Origin of the sequence: Ferrimonas sp. YFM (genome assembly GCF_030296015.1) — a bacterium.
GTDB lineage: Bacteria > Pseudomonadota > Gammaproteobacteria > Enterobacterales > Shewanellaceae > Ferrimonas.
In genome coordinates this window covers 756,391-772,293 of sequence record NZ_AP027368.1, presented here as the reverse complement: position 1 = coordinate 772,293, position 15,903 = coordinate 756,391, and the positions used below count along the sequence as shown (strand labels likewise).

The window sequence follows — 15,903 nt, the reverse complement described above, 5'->3', positions numbered from 1 at the left end:
GACTATGGAGTGACTGGTCGATGACATTACGCCCGCTCATGGGCCTGAACTGCGATCAGGTTTGACGGGATGGAGAAGCCGAAGGTACTGCCCTCTCCCGGGGTACTCTGAATCTCCAGATGACTGTTGTGGTGATTCAGGGAGTGTTTCACTATGGCCAGGCCCAGGCCGCTGCCACCGGTCTGGCGGGAGCGGGCCCTATCCACCCGGTAGAAGCGTTCGGTCAGCCTGGGCAGGTGCTCAGGAGCGATACCCTCACCGGTGTCCTGAACCTCGAAGCGGGCCACATCCTCCTGACGGCACCAGCGAACCCGGATCTCGCCACCTTCCGGCGTATAGTTCACCGCGTTCTGCACCAGGTTGGCGCAGGCACTGCGGATCTGCAGCTCATCGCCGTACATATCCAGGGAGTCGTCGATGTCGAATCGGATCTGATGACGGCCACTGGAGATCGCTTCCGCCTCCTCGACGACCTGGCGCAACACCTGGCCCATGCTGATGCGACGGGCAGGATCCACTTCGGTGGAGACCTCGATCTTGGACAGGGTCAACAGCTGATCCACCAGGCTCTTCATCCGCAAGGTCTGGTCAGACATCGCCTTGACCTGTTTCTCGTCCTGGGCCGGCATCATGCTCATGATCTCCAGGTAACCCTGGAGCACGGTCAATGGGGTCTTGAGTTCGTGGGATACGTTAGCCACAAAATCGCGGCGCATCTGCTCGAGCTGACGCAGGCGGGTTACATCCCGGGCCAGCAGCAGCTTCTGGTTGTCTCCGTAAGCCATGATCCGAATCTCCAGCAATCTGGAGTCCGACGCCGCCGACACCATCTCGATGGGATCATCATAGCGGTTGCTGTGCAGATACTTGGAAAACTTGGGGTGACGAATCAGGTTGTCGATGCGCTGCCCCGAATCCTGGGGCCAGTGAATGCCCAGATGCAGCTCAGCCAGCTTGTTGCACCAGGCAATGTCGCCCTCATGGCCCATGACCACAGCCGCATCGGGCAGTGCCTCGGCTCCTTCCCGGAAGCGGGAGAGCAGCCTGGCCAACTGGGAGCGGCGACGGCGGTTCTTGCCCTGGAGGCGATAGATGCCATTAAAGATCGGTTCCCAGCTGCCGCTGCCATGGGGCGGCGTCAGACGGCGATCTTTCCACAGCCAGTGAGCCAGACGGGAGAGGTGGCGATAGTGATACCCCAGCAGAACCAGGGCCCCCACCAGGAGAAGCAGCAAAAACTGATCCAGCAACAGACCGAGCACGGCCCACAGGGAGAACCACAGCGCCAGGCGTCCTGCCAGGCGGTAGCCGGAATACTCTTCAAACATTCAATCTGCCTTACACAGAGGGTACGAAAACGAAAAAACCCATTGCCGCAACACTGGGTGCGCAGGGCAATGGGTCATGGGTACGGCCTCTGCCCTACACCTTGGTGGAGAAGCGGTATCCGGCACCCCGAACCGTCTGGATCAGGGCGTCATGTCCCTTGGCCTGGATCGCCTTCCTCAACCGACGGATATGCACATCCACGGTGCGATCCTCAACATATACATTGGTTCCCCAAACGTTGTCCAGCAGTTGTTCGCGGCTGTAGACCCGCTCAGGGTGGGTCATAAAGAAGTGCAGCAGACGAAACTCCGTCGGCCCCATATCCAGCTGTTCATCTTCGACGCTGACCCTGTGGCTGACCGGGTCCAGCTTGAGGCCGCGAACCTCGATGGCCTCCTCCAGGCGGGTGGGCGCACTGCGGCGAAGCACCGCCTTGATACGCGCCACCAGCTCCTTGGGGGAAAAGGGCTTGGTAATGTAGTCGTCGGCCCCCACCTCCAGACCCCGCACCCTGTCCTCCTCCTCACCACGAGCGGTGAGCATGATAATGGGGATCTGGCGGGTGTGCTCCTGGCTGCGCATCTGCTTGGCCAACTGAATACCGCTGCCACCGGGCAGCATCCAGTCCAACAGGACCAGATCGGGGAAGGGCTCGACCAGCTTTTGAACTCCCTGTTCAAAATCTTCCGCGCTGACGGTCTGGAAGCCATGCTGGTCCAGAACAAAAGTCAGCATCTCGCGAATGGCTGATTCATCTTCAACGATTAAGATGCGGGCAGTCATTACCTTGCTATGCTCCATCATGAATGAACTGAGGAGAGTATGGGTCAGTGTTATTACAGAAATATGACGTAGCTGAACGAAGAGTCAATAAAAAAGGGGCCTTACGGCCCCTTTTCAGCAGATAACTCTGTAAGCGTTTTTTGCCTTAGAATTTGTGCTCAAGACCCACGCCGATGTAGTCGTCGGTGCTGGATGCAGATTCCAGGTCACGCTGGGTGTAGTAGGCAAACAGCTTGGTGGGCTTGCCCAGCTTGTAGTCAGCGCCGATGGAGATGGAATCACCCTTGGTGTCCATGTCCTGGAACTGGGCCTTGAGGGTCACGGCATTCAGCTTGTAGGCGCCGCTCACCATGAAACCGTCGATGCTGTCCTTACCGGCTTCTTCCTGGTCCTGGTACATGGCACCCAGTTTGAAGTCACCGATCTTGCCCTGAACAGTGGCACGCAGGATGTTGTCGAAGCCTTTCACGTCGGTGTCGTACGCCACAGAGGCGTAGAAGGGGGACTTCTTCAGCTTGGCGTCGCCGTACATGGCCGCCAGGGAGAAGCCGTCGTCGTCGTTCTTCTGGCTGGCAGACTCTTCAGCAACATAGGTGGCACCGAACTTGAAACCGCCCAGGGAGGGGGTCATGTAGGTCACGGTCTGCTCCATGCGGTTTTCACCTTTGAACAGGTTCTTGATATCGCCAGCCAGGTCGCCGAACAGGTCAACCTTACCCTGGGATTTCTTCAGCATGGTGTCGTTACGACCCACGGAGATGGCACCGAAGCCGCCACGCAGGCCAACGAACTGGTTACGAGCTTTGAAGTTCTCTTTCACGTCATCACCGGTATCGACTTCGTACTCGATGGTGTAGAAAGCTTCCAGAGAGGGGCTCAGCTCAAAAGCACCCTTAACACCCAGACGAGAAGCGTTGGAGTGAACACCAGTGGTGCTCTCGCCATCTACATCGAAGCTGTCAACGGTAACGTTCATCTTACCGTAAACAGTCACGGCGTCAGCGGCAGCAGCAGTCATAGGCAGAGCAGCGGCAACCAGGGCGGCAATCAGGGTGGGTTTGATCAGGTTCATCTCAGGTTTCCTTGTCAACAAATTGGGCTGTCTTGTTTTTTGATGGACGCAGTGTACGAGTCGCGTGTGACAGTTTTATTGCGTATTTACAGTGCTATATGACAGTTTTGTTGCACCAAAGTATCTACTCCGCACCTGCAGGGAACCCTGTTCACCCCCATTACTGCAGAACTCTTCTCTTTTCGCCTCTTGCCATCCCTTGCCCGAGAGGAGCGATGCCAATACACTGGCGGGCCATTCCCATCCCATAGTCAGGACAACGCCATGTGGTTTAAGAATTTGCTGCTCTACCGTCTCACCAAACCCACCCAGTGGGATGCCGATGAGCTGGAACAGCAGCTGGAACCTTTCGTGTTCAAACCCGCCGGCAGCCAGGACATCAGCAAGCTGGGGTTTGTGAAGCCTCTGGGCAAAGTAGGTGACAGCCTGGTGCACAGTGCCCAGGGCAACCTGCTGCTGGCCATAGAGAAGGAAGAGAAGATGCTCCCGGCGGCGGTTATCCGCGAAGAGCTGGAGCAGAAAGTCAGCCTGATCGAGGATGAGCAGGGCCGCAAGGTCACCAAGAAGGAGAAGGACAGCATCAAGGATGAGATCATCCATACCCTGCTGCCCCGCGCCTTCAGCCGTAAGAGCCGCACCCGGGCACTGATTCTGGCCCCGCTGCAGCTGGTGCTGGTGGAGGCCACCAGCCACACCAAGGCCGAAGAGCTGCTGAGCCTGGTGCGCAAGGCGATCGGCTCTCTGCCCATCGCTCCGGTGAGCATGACCCGCCTGCCCGAGGAATCCATGACCGAGTGGGTGACTCGAGGCCACGTCGGCGACGGATTCACCATGCTGGATGAAGCCACCCTCAAGAGCCCCCTGGAAGATGGCGGCAGCGTAGCCGTTAAGCAGATGGCATTGAACAGTGATGAGGTCACCGCCCACATCGAGCAGGGGCTGGAAGTCACCAAGATCGCCCTGGAGTACCGGGATATCCTCTCCCTGGTGCTGGGTGCGGACCTATCGGTGAAGCGCTTGAAGTTCAGCGAGGAGATCCGCGATCAGAACAGCGAATTCGACAAGGAGGAGCTGGCCGCTCGTCTGGACGCCGACTTCGCCCTGATGTGCGGTGAGCTTACCGGCTTCCTGCCCGACCTGTTTGCTGCCCTGGGAGGGGTGGAGCAGGAGAAGGTTTAAGACCCGCTCCGACTCACTGATCATTCAGATGATGAGATTGAGTTAAGCGAATACAGAAAGGGCGGGGATATCCCCGCCCTTTTCTTTTGTTACTCGCCTGTCGAGTCGAAAGGCCAATCCACTCCGGCCCAGGCTTCAAAGGCCCGCTTCTGGGCGTCGCTGGCGTCGGCCACAGGTTGCAGCTTGAGCTTATCCGCCTGCTGGGCAGCGGGTTTAACCTCCAGCTCCATCAGCCTGTCCCGGCGGAACAGGGTCAGGGTGACCTTGTTGTCCAGCGGCAGCTCCGCCAGGCGATCCTGCCACTGGCTGGGCAGCAGGCGCATGCCGTTGATGGCCACCAGTTGATCCCCTGTGGTGAGTCCCCCCTGCCAGGCCGCGCCCTCGCGTCTCACATGGGTGACTTTGGCCAGTCCCTTCTCCTCTTTGATCTCCAGCCCAAGGTCGACCCGCTTGGGCTTCTCCTGTGGGGCGCGCTCCAGCCCCAGCTGAGTCAGCATGGCATCAAAATCAGGCTGAAACGGAGAGTCGATGGTCTGCTGCCACCAGTCGCTGAAATCACTGCCGGTCACCGATTTCAGCCCGGCCAACACATCCTGCTCGGTAAAAGACTGAGGCAGACGATGGTGCTCATACAGGTAACGGTGCAACTCACGGTAGTTGTGGCTGGCATCGCTGCGGCGAATCATCTCCAGGTCCAGGGAGAGAGAGGCCAGGTAGCCCTCGGCATAGATGTTGACGCTGTGGTTGCGGGCGTAGTCACCGCCGGTGGCGATCCAGTTGTCGAAGCTGGCGTCGGCCACGCTCTGTACCTGATTCCCCGGTTTGGCCTCACTGCGTTCGATGCGTTTCGCCAGATCTTCGAGAAACTCCTGCGGACTGATTAGGCCTGCACTGAGCAGCAACTGTTTCTGGAAGTAGCTGGTGGAGCCCTCCGCCAGCCACAGCAGCCGGGTGTAGTTTTCCCCCTGGTAGTCATAGGGCACCAACCCCTTAGGCCGGTAGGCCTTCACATTCCAGGTATGGATAAACTCGTGGGAGGCCAGACTGAGGAAGCCCACGTAGTCTTTGCGCTTATGAAAACGGTACCTGGGGCGCTGGATCACCGTGGAGTTCAGGTGTTCGGTGGCGCCGCTGGCGCCACTGGTGGCGTGCACCATGAACACGTAGCGCTCGAAGGGGTAGCCTCCCCACAGCTTGCCCCCTTCGGCCACCAGCTTCTGCAGATCCTCAATGATCTGCTGCTGGTTGTAGTTGCCTTCGCCCCAGAATACCACCTCATAGTCGCGGCCATCCTGGCTAAAACTCTGGCTGCTGTGCTCGCCGGTCTCGATGGGGCTGTCCACCAGCACATCGTAGTTGGCGGCGGTGAAACTATGGGGTTGCGGCGATTCCATGCCCGACACACTGCGCCAGCTGCCGGGAACGGACAGGGACACGGACACAGGTTCGTTGCGCAGCGCCGGGTTGTAGACGAAGGCCGCCGAAGCGTCCAGATAGGCGTGGCTGTCATCGATGTGCCGGGTACGATCGCCCAGCTCATTGGCGTAGATCTGATAGCGAACGCTCACTTTGGTTGGATCATTCAGGGTGACGGTCCAGCGGCTGCGGTTCACCTTGGTCACCGGCAGAGGGTGGCCATCGGCGTCGGTGACCTCGAGGCGACGTATGCCGTCAGCCAGGGGCAGCAACTGGTAGCGGCCGGTGCGCCAGTCCGGCAACTGAAACTCGAAGTTACCCGCCTGCTGCCGGGGAAATTCGGCAGTGATGGTGGCAAGATGGTGCTGAGGCTGGGTCAGTTCGACCCTGTACTGGACCTGCGCCTGGGCCGAGAGGGCAACCAGTGCCAGGGTGCCAAGAACAAAACGCATTGATAATCCTTTTTTTAACCGATTCTCTTCCTGGTGGGGGCCGGAGTATATCAGCGGCCCGGCACCGAGGTGGAGCGCTCAACTGTCACTCTTTATGTCAGACTCGGTAATAAGCTGCATATTTATGCAGCAATGGACCCGGCCCCGAAACGCTCTGTCCTAAGGATAGAAGCTCATTTTTGCAGTTAGCGTCCCTTCGCTAAAACTGAGTTGTCATCTTTCCTTAACATTGGAATCGCCTGTAAATCACAGTCACTGCCGGCAAATTGTAACGAGAATGTTGTTCATTGAGCAATTTTTCCTGACTTTGGCACAACAACAACGACACCGAATTCGCAATAACCAAATTTTAAAAAGGCTTTAGCAAAAGGCCTCTTGCACTTAAAAACAAAGCCGCTACGATACACACTGAGCCCCTCCAAAAACGAAACCACTTTTAAAACAATCATAGGGCTTAGCGGATTGAAGGTAGCAAACGCGAATGAATATGGTCACTGACGCCAAATCTCAGCTGGAGCATATGCAGAAAAAGCTAGATAAAGTACGTAAAGAGCATCAGGAGCTCGAAGACGTACGCGCCAAACAGCTTCAGGGACTGATTCAATTCTCCATGCGCCTGGGCCTGTGTTGCAAAGGGCAGAACCTGGAGCTGGACAACCGCCTGGCCAAAATCCGTCAGCAACTTTCCGATCCCAACAATCTCGACAACGCCCTCCCTGAGATGGGTGAGCTGAGCCGGGCTCTTCAGACCCAATACCAGAACACCCAGCGCGAGATTGAGCATAACCAACAGTCGATTCAACAGCTGGCCCGACAGCTCTCCAGCCTGAGTGGCATTCCGGAAAAGCTCAAACGAGAGATCAAGTACTACCAGCAGGACATCCAGAAGCCGATCCACACGGTGTGGGAGATCATTCCCCGAGTGGAACAGCTGGTTAAGTACTACGAGCAACTGCTGCAGGAGCGCCTCGCCAAAGAGGACCGCATCCCCACCACCCCGAAACACCGCCAGCTGGCCCATGAACTGGCCCAGTTGCTGTCTGAGATTGAGTTCCCCAGCCAGTATGGCGAGGAGATCAACGCCATCAAGGCGATGCTCAGTGGGGATGTCCAGGTGGACCAGCTGCTCGAGGCCTACAGCCAGGTCCTGAATATCCTGGTGGCCGAGATGGCCAAGGAGAAGAGTGCCTCCCAGCAGTTCCTCGCCGCCATCACCGACTCTCTCTCCGTGGTCCGCCAGGCCATGGGAGAGAACTGGCAGGCCACCAGCAATAGCTATAAATCCAGTAAGGCGTTCAACCAGAAGCTGAACAGCCACATGGGCCAGTTCAGCGATCAGGTGTCCGACGCCGGCGATCTGCAAACCCTGAAAGCCCAGGTGGTCAATGAACTGACCTTCATCCGTCAACAGCTGGCCAAGCGCGATGCCCAGGAGCAGAACGAGTTCCTGGCGATGAAACAGAGCATGCAGAAGATGCAGGCGGAGATAAACAGCCTCACCGCCGAAGCCGCCAGTTATAAGGACAAACTGATTGAGCAGCAGCGCCTGAACCAGGTGGATGCCCTCACCCAGTTGCCCAACCGCGCCGCCCTGGATGAGCAACTCAAGCGCGCCTACCGCCAGTTTAAGCGCTATGGTCACGAACTCTGGGTGACCGTGGCGGATATCGACCGCTTCAAGAGCATCAACGACAACTTTGGCCACACCACAGGGGACAAGACCCTGCAAGTGGTCTCCATGGCGCTGAAGAACTCCCTGCGCAAGGAGGAGTTTGTCGCCCGCTATGGAGGTGAGGAGTTTGTGGTTCTGCTGCCCGGTATGGACAGGGAACAGGTCCAGCAGGTGCTCAACCGGATCCGTGAACGCATCAAGGCGATCCCCTTCAAATTCCGCGATGAGCGGCTCTCCATCACCGTCTCCATCGGCGCCGCCAAAGTGGGGGCCAATGAGACCATTCAGGAGACCTTCGAGCGTGCCGATGCCGCCCTCTACCGGGCAAAGCGTCAGGGCCGTGACAAGGTGGAGATGGACGACTAAGGGATAATAAATCCATAGCGTATTGAAAATTAAAGGCTATCCTAGTTAGACGGGTGGCCTTTTTTTATGGCCCCCTCCAGGACTTGGTGACCTTGGGTGGCAAGAGTTTGGCCAACCCCAAACTGCCCGCAGACACCGCCACCTTGAACACCCTCCAAGCACCTTGGTACCGCAGACGATATGCGTTGATGCCAAGCAGACTGCGAAGCTCAACGCACCCTAATAACAATAGGAGGTGCCTATGCAGGTACAGATCAGGCCCAGGGGAAGTCTGGTACAGCTTTCACAGCTGGAAGTGGAGCGGTTGCAGGAGAGCGCCGCCTCGGATCTCTATCAGCTCTATCGCAACTGCTCCCTCGCCGTCCTGGCCTCCGGAGCCCAGACCGACGACACCACCCAGCTGTTCGCCATGTTCAGCGATTTCAAAATTCGTATCCTGCGGCGGGAGCGCGGCATCAAGCTGGAGCTGACCAACCCGCCTTCCCAGGCCTTCGTGGACGGCCAGATCATTCGGGGGATCCAGGAGCACCTGTTTGCCGTGTTGCGGGACATCCTCTACATCGGCGACCGCCTGGACAGCATCCGCCACATCAACCTGACCAACTCCTACCACATCACCAATGTGGTGTTTGAGACCCTGCGCAACGCCAAAGCCCTGCCCGCCGATGCGGCCCCGGACATGGTGGTGTGCTGGGGCGGCCACAGCATCAGCCGCAGTGAGTTCCAATACACCCGGGAGGTGGGCTACGAGCTGGGGCTCCGAGAACTGAATATCTGCACCGGCTGCGGCCCCGGTGCCATGGAGGGTCCCATGAAGGGGGCCGCCATCGCCCACGCCAAGCAAAGGGTCAAAGATGGCCGCTTCGTGGGTTTGACCGAACCCTCCATCATCGCCGCCGAGCCGCCCAACCAGATCGTCAATGAGCTGGTGATCCTGCCGGACATCGAGAAGCGTCTGGAGGCCTTTGTCCGCCTCGGCCACGCCATCGTCATCTTCCCCGGCGGCGCCGGCACCATGGAGGAGCTGCTCTACCTCATCGGTATCCTGCTGCACCGGGACAACAACGATCAGCCCATGCCGCTGATCCTCACAGGTCCAGCGGAGAGTGCCGCCTACTTCGAGGAGATCGACCGCTTCATCGCCACCACCTTAGGGGAGGAGGCGCAGAAGCTCTACCAGATCATCATCGACGACCCGGAGGAGGTGGCCAAACACCTCAAGCAGCAGATGCCCGTGGTCAAACAGCACAGGCGCCATATGGGCGACGCCTACACCTACAACTGGTCTCTGAAGATCGAACCGGAGTTTCAGCTGCCCTTCGACCCGGACCATGAAAACATGGCCAACCTCAACCTGGTTCCCCAGAAAAACCCGGCCCTGCTGGCCGCGGATCTGCGCCGGGCCTTCTCCGGCATCGTCGCCGGCAACGTGAAGCCGGAGGGGATGGCCCAGATTCGCTCCAAGGGGCCGTTCCAGCTCTATGGCGATCCCAACATCATGAAAAAGATGGATAAACTGCTCGCAGCCTTTGTGAGCCAAGGTAGAATGAAACTCGAAGGGGAGTACACCCCATGCTACGAGATTCATAATGTCCGCCAAAGTCCTGCTCATTGATGCCCTCAACCTGGTCCGCCGCATCCACGCGGCGGTGCCCCAGGGAGACAGGGATGCCCTCTACGAGCGCACCCAGGCCGCCTGCCACAAGATGATCCGCTTCCATCAGGCCAGCCATGTGGTGATGGTGTGGGATGGGGAGAACAGCCACGCCTGGCGCCAGGGGATCCATCCTGAATACAAGGCCCACCGACCGGCCATGCCCGAAGAGCTGGCCCAGACCCTGGCCAACCTCAGGCAGGCACTGGATAAGATCGACATTCACTCCATCAGCGTCGAAGGCACCGAGGCAGACGACATCCTCGGCACCCTGGCCAGCAAGATCTTAAGCGCCGGTGGCCAGGTGGTGCTGGCCTCCACCGATAAAGGCTTTTTCCAGCTGCACCCCATGGGCGTCACCCAGTGGAACCACTTCGATCAATGCTGGCTCGATGCAGACTACTGCATGGAGAGATTCAGCCTGCCGCCCCAGCGGATGCTGGAGTACTGGTCCCTGGCCGGTGACAGCGGCAACGGCATCCCAGGGATCCCCGGCATCGGTGCCAAAACCGCCAGCCGGCTTCTCAACGAGCACCCCATCACAGAGCTGTTCAAAGAGGGCACCGTCTCCGGCAAGACCGGCGAGAAGCTGCGCGCCGGCTACCCCATGGCCCAGTTAAGCTACAAGTTGGCAAAGCTCAGATGTGGGCTTAAGCTGGATACCAGCCTCAACCAGTTCAGAATACCCAGAACGTTATCCGGATAAGGACTTTCACATGGCCAACCTAACCCTGATCACCGGTGCCAACCGGGGCATCGGACTCGAATTTTGCCGCCAGTACCTGAGCCACGGCGATGCTGTCATCGCCTGTTGCCGCAACCCCGAGCACGCAGAGGATCTTCAGCTGCTGTCTGAGCAATACCCCAACCAGCTGGAGCTGGTGGCCCTGGAGCTGGCAGAGCCGGAGCAGTTCGACTCTCTGGCGGACTACCTTAAGGGACGCACCCTCGACAGGCTGATTCTCAACGCCGGCGTCTACGGCCCCAAGGGATTGCCCTTCGGCGACTACCAGCAGGCGCACTTCGAGCAGGTGATGCGCATCAACGTGGCGGCCCCCATGCTGCTGACCCAGGCCCTGGTGGACAATCTGGGTCAGGGCAGCAAGCTGGCCCTGCTCTCCTCCAAGATGGGTTCCATCACCGACAACGGCAGCGGCGGCAGCTACGTCTATCGCGCCTCCAAGTCTGCGGTCAATGCCATCGGCAAGAGTCTGGCCATCGACCTGCAGGACCGGGGCGTGGCCGTGGCCATCCTCCACCCCGGCTGGGTTCAGACCGACATGGGCGGACCCAATGCCCTGATCACCACCGAGGTGTCGGTACGCGGCATGCGTCATGTGGTGGAGCAGCTGAACCTGGTGGACAGCGGCACCTTCTACAACTACGACGGCACCGAACTGCCCTGGTAAGACTCATTGTTAACAGAGTGTGTCCAAAGCTGGAAATCCTCCGGTCCCGGCATTAGAGTAATTGAGTCACGTCAGTTAGGAAGAGAGAATGGAACCCCGTCGTCCCACATCCAGCAACATCCCCAAGATTATCGGGCTGATCCTCGGTGGCTATGCCCTGTTTGCCGCCCTGGTGATCACCTTCTATGACCCTGCCCCCGCGACCATCGCGGATATGGACTGGGATGATCGTCAGGTGTTTAACCAGAACACCATTGCCACCCTCTCTCTCGGGGATGGCAAGAAGCAGGTGATGGAGGCCCTGGGCGCCCCCAACTTCAATGACGCCCAGATCATCGACGGTGTGGAGATGCAACTGGTGCGCTATCGCACCCACCACGTGAAGAGCGACGGTGAAACCACCCCGGATGAGTGCACGCCGCTGCTGTTTGTCTCCGGCAAGCTGGTGGGCATAGGGGACCACGCCGTGGATACCTACATGACCAACGGCCTGCCCAAGCTGCAGCAGGTCAGCGCCTCCAACTGACCGATTAATAGAAAGAAAAAGCGCACCCTGGGGTGCGCTTTTTTTGTGGTGGTTCACTCCAACCGGTTACTCTTCGGCCTTGCTCTTGAGGTAGGGCACGCCCTCACTCCACCACTTGGGTGCCTCGGCCCCCTTGAGGTAGTGGTCGAAGAACTGCTTCATCTTGACGCTGTAATCGAGCTTGTTGGGGTACTTCTTCAGATGATGAGGCTCCCCTTCATACTGCAGCATCACCACCGGCTTGGCAGCCCGGCGCATCGCCATGTACAGCTCGATCCCCTGGGGGTAAGGCACGGCGTCATCCTCGTCGCCGAACATGATCACCAGCGGGGTATCGATGCGATCCACGTGGAAGATTGGGCTGTTTTCGATATAGAGGTGGGGCGCCTCCATCAGAGTCTTGCCGATACGGGACTGGCCGGACTCATACTGGAACTGACGGGTCAGGCCGCTGCCCAGTCGGATGCCGCCATAGGCACTGGTCATGTTGCTCACCGGTGCTCCGGACACCGCCGCCGCAAAGATGTCGGTCTGGGTGATCAGGTAGGCGTCCTGATAACCGGCCCAGGAGTGCCCCTGAATACCGATGGCGTCCTCCTTGGCGATGCCCAGGTCGATCACCTTCTGCACTCCCGGCAGCATGGAGGCCAGCGAAGACTGGCCTGGATGGCCCACTTCGAAGCGGATGTCCGGCAGGAACACCGCATAACCATCATTCACATACTGGGCGAAGTTGGGTCTATGGTTCAGGGCCATCTGCGGGAAGTTGTGCAGACGCTGACTCATGAAGCGGTAGAAGTAAACCAGAGTCGGCAGAGGTTTCTCCCCCTTATAGCCTGGAGGCGTGATCACCACCCCGGAGAGAGGCTTGCCGTCGTTGGAGCGCCAGTGCACCAGCTGCGCCTGTCCCCACGCCAACTCCTTGAGCTGGTCGCCGAGACGACTGACCGGCTTGAGGCTGTTCACCTGGCTGTCGGTGGCCAGCAGATCCGGATAGAGGTCATAGCGCTGCTTCTTGAACAGCAGGGTATCGGCGTCCTCAGCCTTGGCCACAAAGCTCAGCTTGTACTCCCCCTGTTGCGCCGGCTTGAGGCTGGCCGCACTCAGGTTGAGGTGGTACACGCCCTCGCGCTTGTCAAAATCATTGTAACCGTGCACCAGCACAGACTTGGCAGCGTCCACCAGATCACTGCGCTCATCGGTGTCGATCACCCGGTACTGCCACTTGTCTGCCCGTCCCTGGGTCAGGGCCGCCAGCTTGCCGCTGCCGTCCAGGCGCCAGATATCGAACTTGTCGTACACCAGCACACCTGAGCCGTCGCTCAGCCAGGGACCAAAGCCGTAGCCCGGCGCCGGTGAGGGGTAATCATGGTCCTCGTTGGCAAAGCCTGCCTTGGGGCCACCGGCCACCTCGGTGGTGTTGCTCGTGGCAATGTTGTGATGAAAGAGCTGACCCCGCACATACCAAGCCACCGCATCGTCCAGGGGCGACAGGCTGGGCTGGTCATTGCTGCCGGACTGGGTCACCAGCAGACGACGCTGACCGCTGTCCATATCCACCAGGTACCAGTCCTTATAGAAACCGGCCCAGGAGATCATCTTCAGGTAGGGCTTGTCACTGCTGGCCAGCAGGTAGCGGGCGTTATCTCCCACCTCCACATCCGGCACCCCGGCATCCGCCAGCTGCACGAAACGCTTGTCCTCCAGGTGCCACACCCCGACGTAGTTGTGCTTACGGGCCTTGGAATACTGCTTGATCTCATTGGTCTTGATCCGCGGGTCATCTCCATGCCAGACGTTGAGCTCCACCCGGGAGAGCAACACCTCCATATCCTGAAGGTCGCCGTCCGCCTTGAGATCACGGATCACCCCCTCCTTGGGCAGAGGCAGCTGCCGACCGACAAACAGACGCAGACCGTCGCGGCTGAAGTGCAGGTTGCTGTGTTCGGTCACCAGCATGCCATCCTGCGGCAAAGGCAGGGCATCGGCGGGCCTGGGTCCCTGGCTCAGCCACAGCTCATGGACCAGCTGGTGCTCCTGTTCGGACTTGAGGTAGGCGCTGGTGAAGGCCACCGCACCGCCGGACTCACTGATGGCCAACTCAGCGGCGCCCCAATCCTGGCGCTGCCACAATACGGTATCCTGGCCGGTCTCCAGGTACCTCAGAGTCACGCCATTGGCCACCCCATCTTGATGACTGGTGGCATAGACCAACACATTGGCTTCCCGGGCCAGGGCAAACATGGACACCGAATCCAGGGCCAGCTCGGTGCCACTCTTCAGATCCAGCAGCAGAGCCTTGGTGCCCAGCTTGTCGGCGTCGATGGCCTCCTTATCGGACGCCTCTTCCTTCTCCTCTGTCTCCTCAGCTTCCTCAGCCTTGAAGCTCAGCATCAGGAAACGGCCGTCGGCGGAGAAATCCGCCTTGGTCACCGCCTCAAACACCCGCTGTTCGCCGGTAGCGGTGTTGATCAGGATGCGATCCACCGCCATCTTGGCGGCTTTCTTCTTGCCCGCGTTCTCCCGTTTCCACAGGGGGGCCTTGCGCTCGAACAGGGCAAAGGCGCCATCGGCACTGAGCAACGGCTCGACGCCACGCTCCACCTGCCACAGGCCGCCGTCCAGGCCCCGGACCAGCCCTCGGGGTTCGCCCCGATCCGGCTGAGCCACATAGGCCACCCATTGGCCATTGTCGGCAATCACCGGATCTTTAAGGGTTTCAAAGTTCATGATCTGCTGCAGAGATAGGGGCGCCGCCGTGGCGGAGGCGCAGGCCAGCCCGACCAGGGCGGCAAGGGGATGCCAAATCCTCAAGAGTGACTCCTTAATAGTAATTATTCGCGCTTTCGACCTTTCTCTAGCTGTAACGTCAGCGTTAAAAAAGGTAAGATGGCGCCCGACTATGCTAACAAAGCCCCCGATAAGAGTCACAAAATAGAGGGGCAGGATCATTAAGACCTATGGAAGGATGTATCCATGTCTAAACGTAATATCACGGTAATTCCCGGTGACGGGATCGGTCCAGATATCATCGAAGCCACCCTGAAGGTCCTGGACAAGGCCGGGTGTGATTTCAACTACGAATTCGCCGATGCGGGCCTGATGGCCCTGGAGAAACATGGCGAGCTGCTCCCCCAGAAAACCCTCAATCTGATTGAGAAAAACCGGGTCACCCTGAAAGGGCCTCTCACCACTCCCATCGGCGAAGGCTTCACCTCCATCAACGTTACCCTGCGTAAAAAGTTCAACCTTTACGCCAACGTACGTCCTGTGCTGTCCCTCAAGGGTACTCAGGCACGCTACGACAACGTCGATATCATCACCATCCGCGAGAACACCGAGGGGATGTACTCTGGTGCCGGTCAGCGGGTCAGCAACGACGGTGAAACCGCCGAAGCGATGAGCATCATCACCCGCGAAGGCGCCGAACGCATCTGCACCTTCGCCTACGAGCTCGCTCGTAAAGAGGGTCGCAAGAAGGTGACCGCGGTGCACAAGGCCAACATCATGAAGTCCACCTCAGGCCTGTTCCTGAAAGTGGCCCGTGAAGTGGGCGAACGCTACCCGGACATCCAGTCTGACGAGATGATCGTTGACGCCACCTGCATGAAGTTGGTGATGGATCCCAGCCAGTTCGACGTCATTGTCACCACTAACCTCTTCGGTGACATCCTGTCTGATCTGTGCGCCGGTCTGGTGGGGGGACTGGGCATGGCTCCAGGTGCCAACATCGGTAAAGATGCCGCCATTTTCGAAGCGGTTCACGGCAGTGCTCCCGACATCGCCGGCCAGAACCTGGCCAACCCCACCGCTCTGCTGCTGGGTGCGGTACAGATGCTGGAGTACCTGGGCATGGCCGACAAGGCAGCCCGCATCCGCGACGCGGTTCGTGACACCATCGCCGCCGGCGAACACGTCACCCGCGACCTGGGCGGCGAAGCCGGCACCACTGAGTTTACCGACGCCATCCTGGCTCGTCTGTAATTCAGCGCAGCTTCTGGCGCACGCCATAAAAAAGGGGCCAGCTGGCCCCTTTTTCATTGTC

At 59.0% G+C, this 15,903-nt stretch carries 12 protein-coding genes; 7 read left to right on the top strand and 5 right to left on the bottom strand.

Annotated elements, in window-relative coordinates; genetic code table 11:
• Positions 1–26: 26 nt before the first annotated feature.
• From phoR to QUE41_RS03680, 3 genes are all read right to left on the bottom strand, one after another.
• Positions 27–1,328, bottom strand: a complete 1,302-nt coding sequence (gene phoR, locus QUE41_RS03690) for a phosphate regulon sensor histidine kinase PhoR (protein ID WP_286341589.1) — start codon at positions 1,326–1,328, stop codon at positions 27–29.
• A gap of 94 nt (positions 1,329–1,422) precedes the next feature.
• On the bottom strand, positions 1,423–2,112 hold the full coding sequence (gene phoB, locus QUE41_RS03685) for a phosphate regulon transcriptional regulator PhoB (protein WP_286341588.1): 690 nt from the start codon (positions 2,110–2,112) through the stop codon (positions 1,423–1,425).
• A 145-nt stretch (positions 2,113–2,257) separates the two neighbouring features.
• Complete coding sequence (locus tag QUE41_RS03680) at positions 2,258–3,184, bottom strand: porin (RefSeq protein WP_286341587.1); 927 nt, start codon at positions 3,182–3,184, stop codon at positions 2,258–2,260.
• 264 nt (positions 3,185–3,448) lie between these two features.
• Between QUE41_RS03680 and rdgC the strand changes: the two genes are divergently transcribed.
• Positions 3,449–4,363, top strand: a complete 915-nt coding sequence (gene rdgC / locus QUE41_RS03675) for a recombination-associated protein RdgC (RefSeq protein WP_286341586.1) — start codon at positions 3,449–3,451, stop codon at positions 4,361–4,363.
• A gap of 89 nt (positions 4,364–4,452) precedes the next feature.
• Here the strand turns inward: rdgC and QUE41_RS03670 are convergent, their stop codons facing one another.
• The gene (locus QUE41_RS03670) at positions 4,453–6,231 is read right to left on the bottom strand and encodes a M61 family metallopeptidase (RefSeq protein WP_286341585.1); all 1,779 of its coding nucleotides are present in this window, start codon (positions 6,229–6,231) and stop codon (positions 4,453–4,455) included.
• Positions 6,232–6,712: 481 nt separating this feature from the next.
• Between QUE41_RS03670 and QUE41_RS03665 the strand changes: the two genes are divergently transcribed.
• The 5 genes from QUE41_RS03665 to QUE41_RS03645 all read left to right on the top strand — a co-directional run bounded on the left by QUE41_RS03665 (position 6,713) and on the right by QUE41_RS03645 (position 11,858).
• Positions 6,713–8,269, top strand: a complete 1,557-nt coding sequence (locus tag QUE41_RS03665; RefSeq protein WP_286341584.1) for a GGDEF domain-containing protein — start codon at positions 6,713–6,715, stop codon at positions 8,267–8,269.
• Between the two features lie 241 nt (positions 8,270–8,510).
• A complete protein-coding gene (gene ppnN / locus QUE41_RS03660) occupies positions 8,511–9,884 on the top strand; it encodes a nucleotide 5'-monophosphate nucleosidase PpnN (RefSeq protein WP_286341583.1) in 1,374 nt (457 codons plus the stop codon).
• A complete protein-coding gene (gene xni / locus QUE41_RS03655; protein ID WP_286341582.1) occupies positions 9,859–10,629 on the top strand; it encodes a flap endonuclease Xni in 771 nt (256 codons plus the stop codon). Before ppnN ends, xni begins: the two co-directional genes overlap by 26 nt.
• Positions 10,630–10,639: 10 nt before the next feature.
• The gene (locus QUE41_RS03650) at positions 10,640–11,332 is read left to right on the top strand and encodes an SDR family oxidoreductase (protein ID WP_286341581.1); all 693 of its coding nucleotides are present in this window, start codon (positions 10,640–10,642) and stop codon (positions 11,330–11,332) included.
• 88 nt (positions 11,333–11,420) lie between these two features.
• Entirely contained in the window at positions 11,421–11,858 is a 438-nt protein-coding gene (locus QUE41_RS03645) for a DUF3192 domain-containing protein (protein ID WP_286341580.1), read from the top strand.
• A gap of 66 nt (positions 11,859–11,924) precedes the next feature.
• Here the strand turns inward: QUE41_RS03645 and QUE41_RS03640 are convergent, their stop codons facing one another.
• Positions 11,925–14,672 carry a S9 family peptidase gene (locus tag QUE41_RS03640; protein WP_286341579.1) on the bottom strand — a complete coding sequence of 916 codons (2,748 nt, stop codon included), beginning with the start codon at positions 14,670–14,672 and terminating at the stop codon, positions 11,925–11,927.
• Positions 14,673–14,834: 162 nt separating this feature from the next.
• On the opposite strand from QUE41_RS03640, the gene QUE41_RS03635 reads away from it, so the two are divergent.
• Complete coding sequence (locus tag QUE41_RS03635) at positions 14,835–15,842, top strand: isocitrate dehydrogenase (protein ID WP_286341578.1); 1,008 nt, start codon at positions 14,835–14,837, stop codon at positions 15,840–15,842.
• Positions 15,843–15,903 lie beyond the last annotated feature (61 nt).

Coding starts and splice junctions, on each gene's coding strand:
- phoR (WP_286341589.1), bottom strand. CDS start 1,328: ATGTTTGAAGAGTATTCCGGCTACCGCCTGGCAGGACGCCTGGCGCTG.
- phoB (WP_286341588.1), bottom strand. CDS start 2,112: ATGACTGCCCGCATCTTAATCGTTGAAGATGAATCAGCCATTCGCGAG.
- QUE41_RS03680 (WP_286341587.1), bottom strand. CDS start 3,184: ATGAACCTGATCAAACCCACCCTGATTGCCGCCCTGGTTGCCGCTGCT.
- rdgC (WP_286341586.1), top strand. CDS start 3,449: ATGTGGTTTAAGAATTTGCTGCTCTACCGTCTCACCAAACCCACCCAG.
- QUE41_RS03670 (WP_286341585.1), bottom strand. CDS start 6,231: ATGCGTTTTGTTCTTGGCACCCTGGCACTGGTTGCCCTCTCGGCCCAG.
- QUE41_RS03665 (WP_286341584.1), top strand. CDS start 6,713: ATGAATATGGTCACTGACGCCAAATCTCAGCTGGAGCATATGCAGAAA.
- ppnN (WP_286341583.1), top strand. CDS start 8,511: ATGCAGGTACAGATCAGGCCCAGGGGAAGTCTGGTACAGCTTTCACAG.
- xni (WP_286341582.1), top strand. CDS start 9,859: ATGTCCGCCAAAGTCCTGCTCATTGATGCCCTCAACCTGGTCCGCCGC.
- QUE41_RS03650 (WP_286341581.1), top strand. CDS start 10,640: ATGGCCAACCTAACCCTGATCACCGGTGCCAACCGGGGCATCGGACTC.
- QUE41_RS03645 (WP_286341580.1), top strand. CDS start 11,421: ATGGAACCCCGTCGTCCCACATCCAGCAACATCCCCAAGATTATCGGG.
- QUE41_RS03635 (WP_286341578.1), top strand. CDS start 14,835: ATGTCTAAACGTAATATCACGGTAATTCCCGGTGACGGGATCGGTCCA.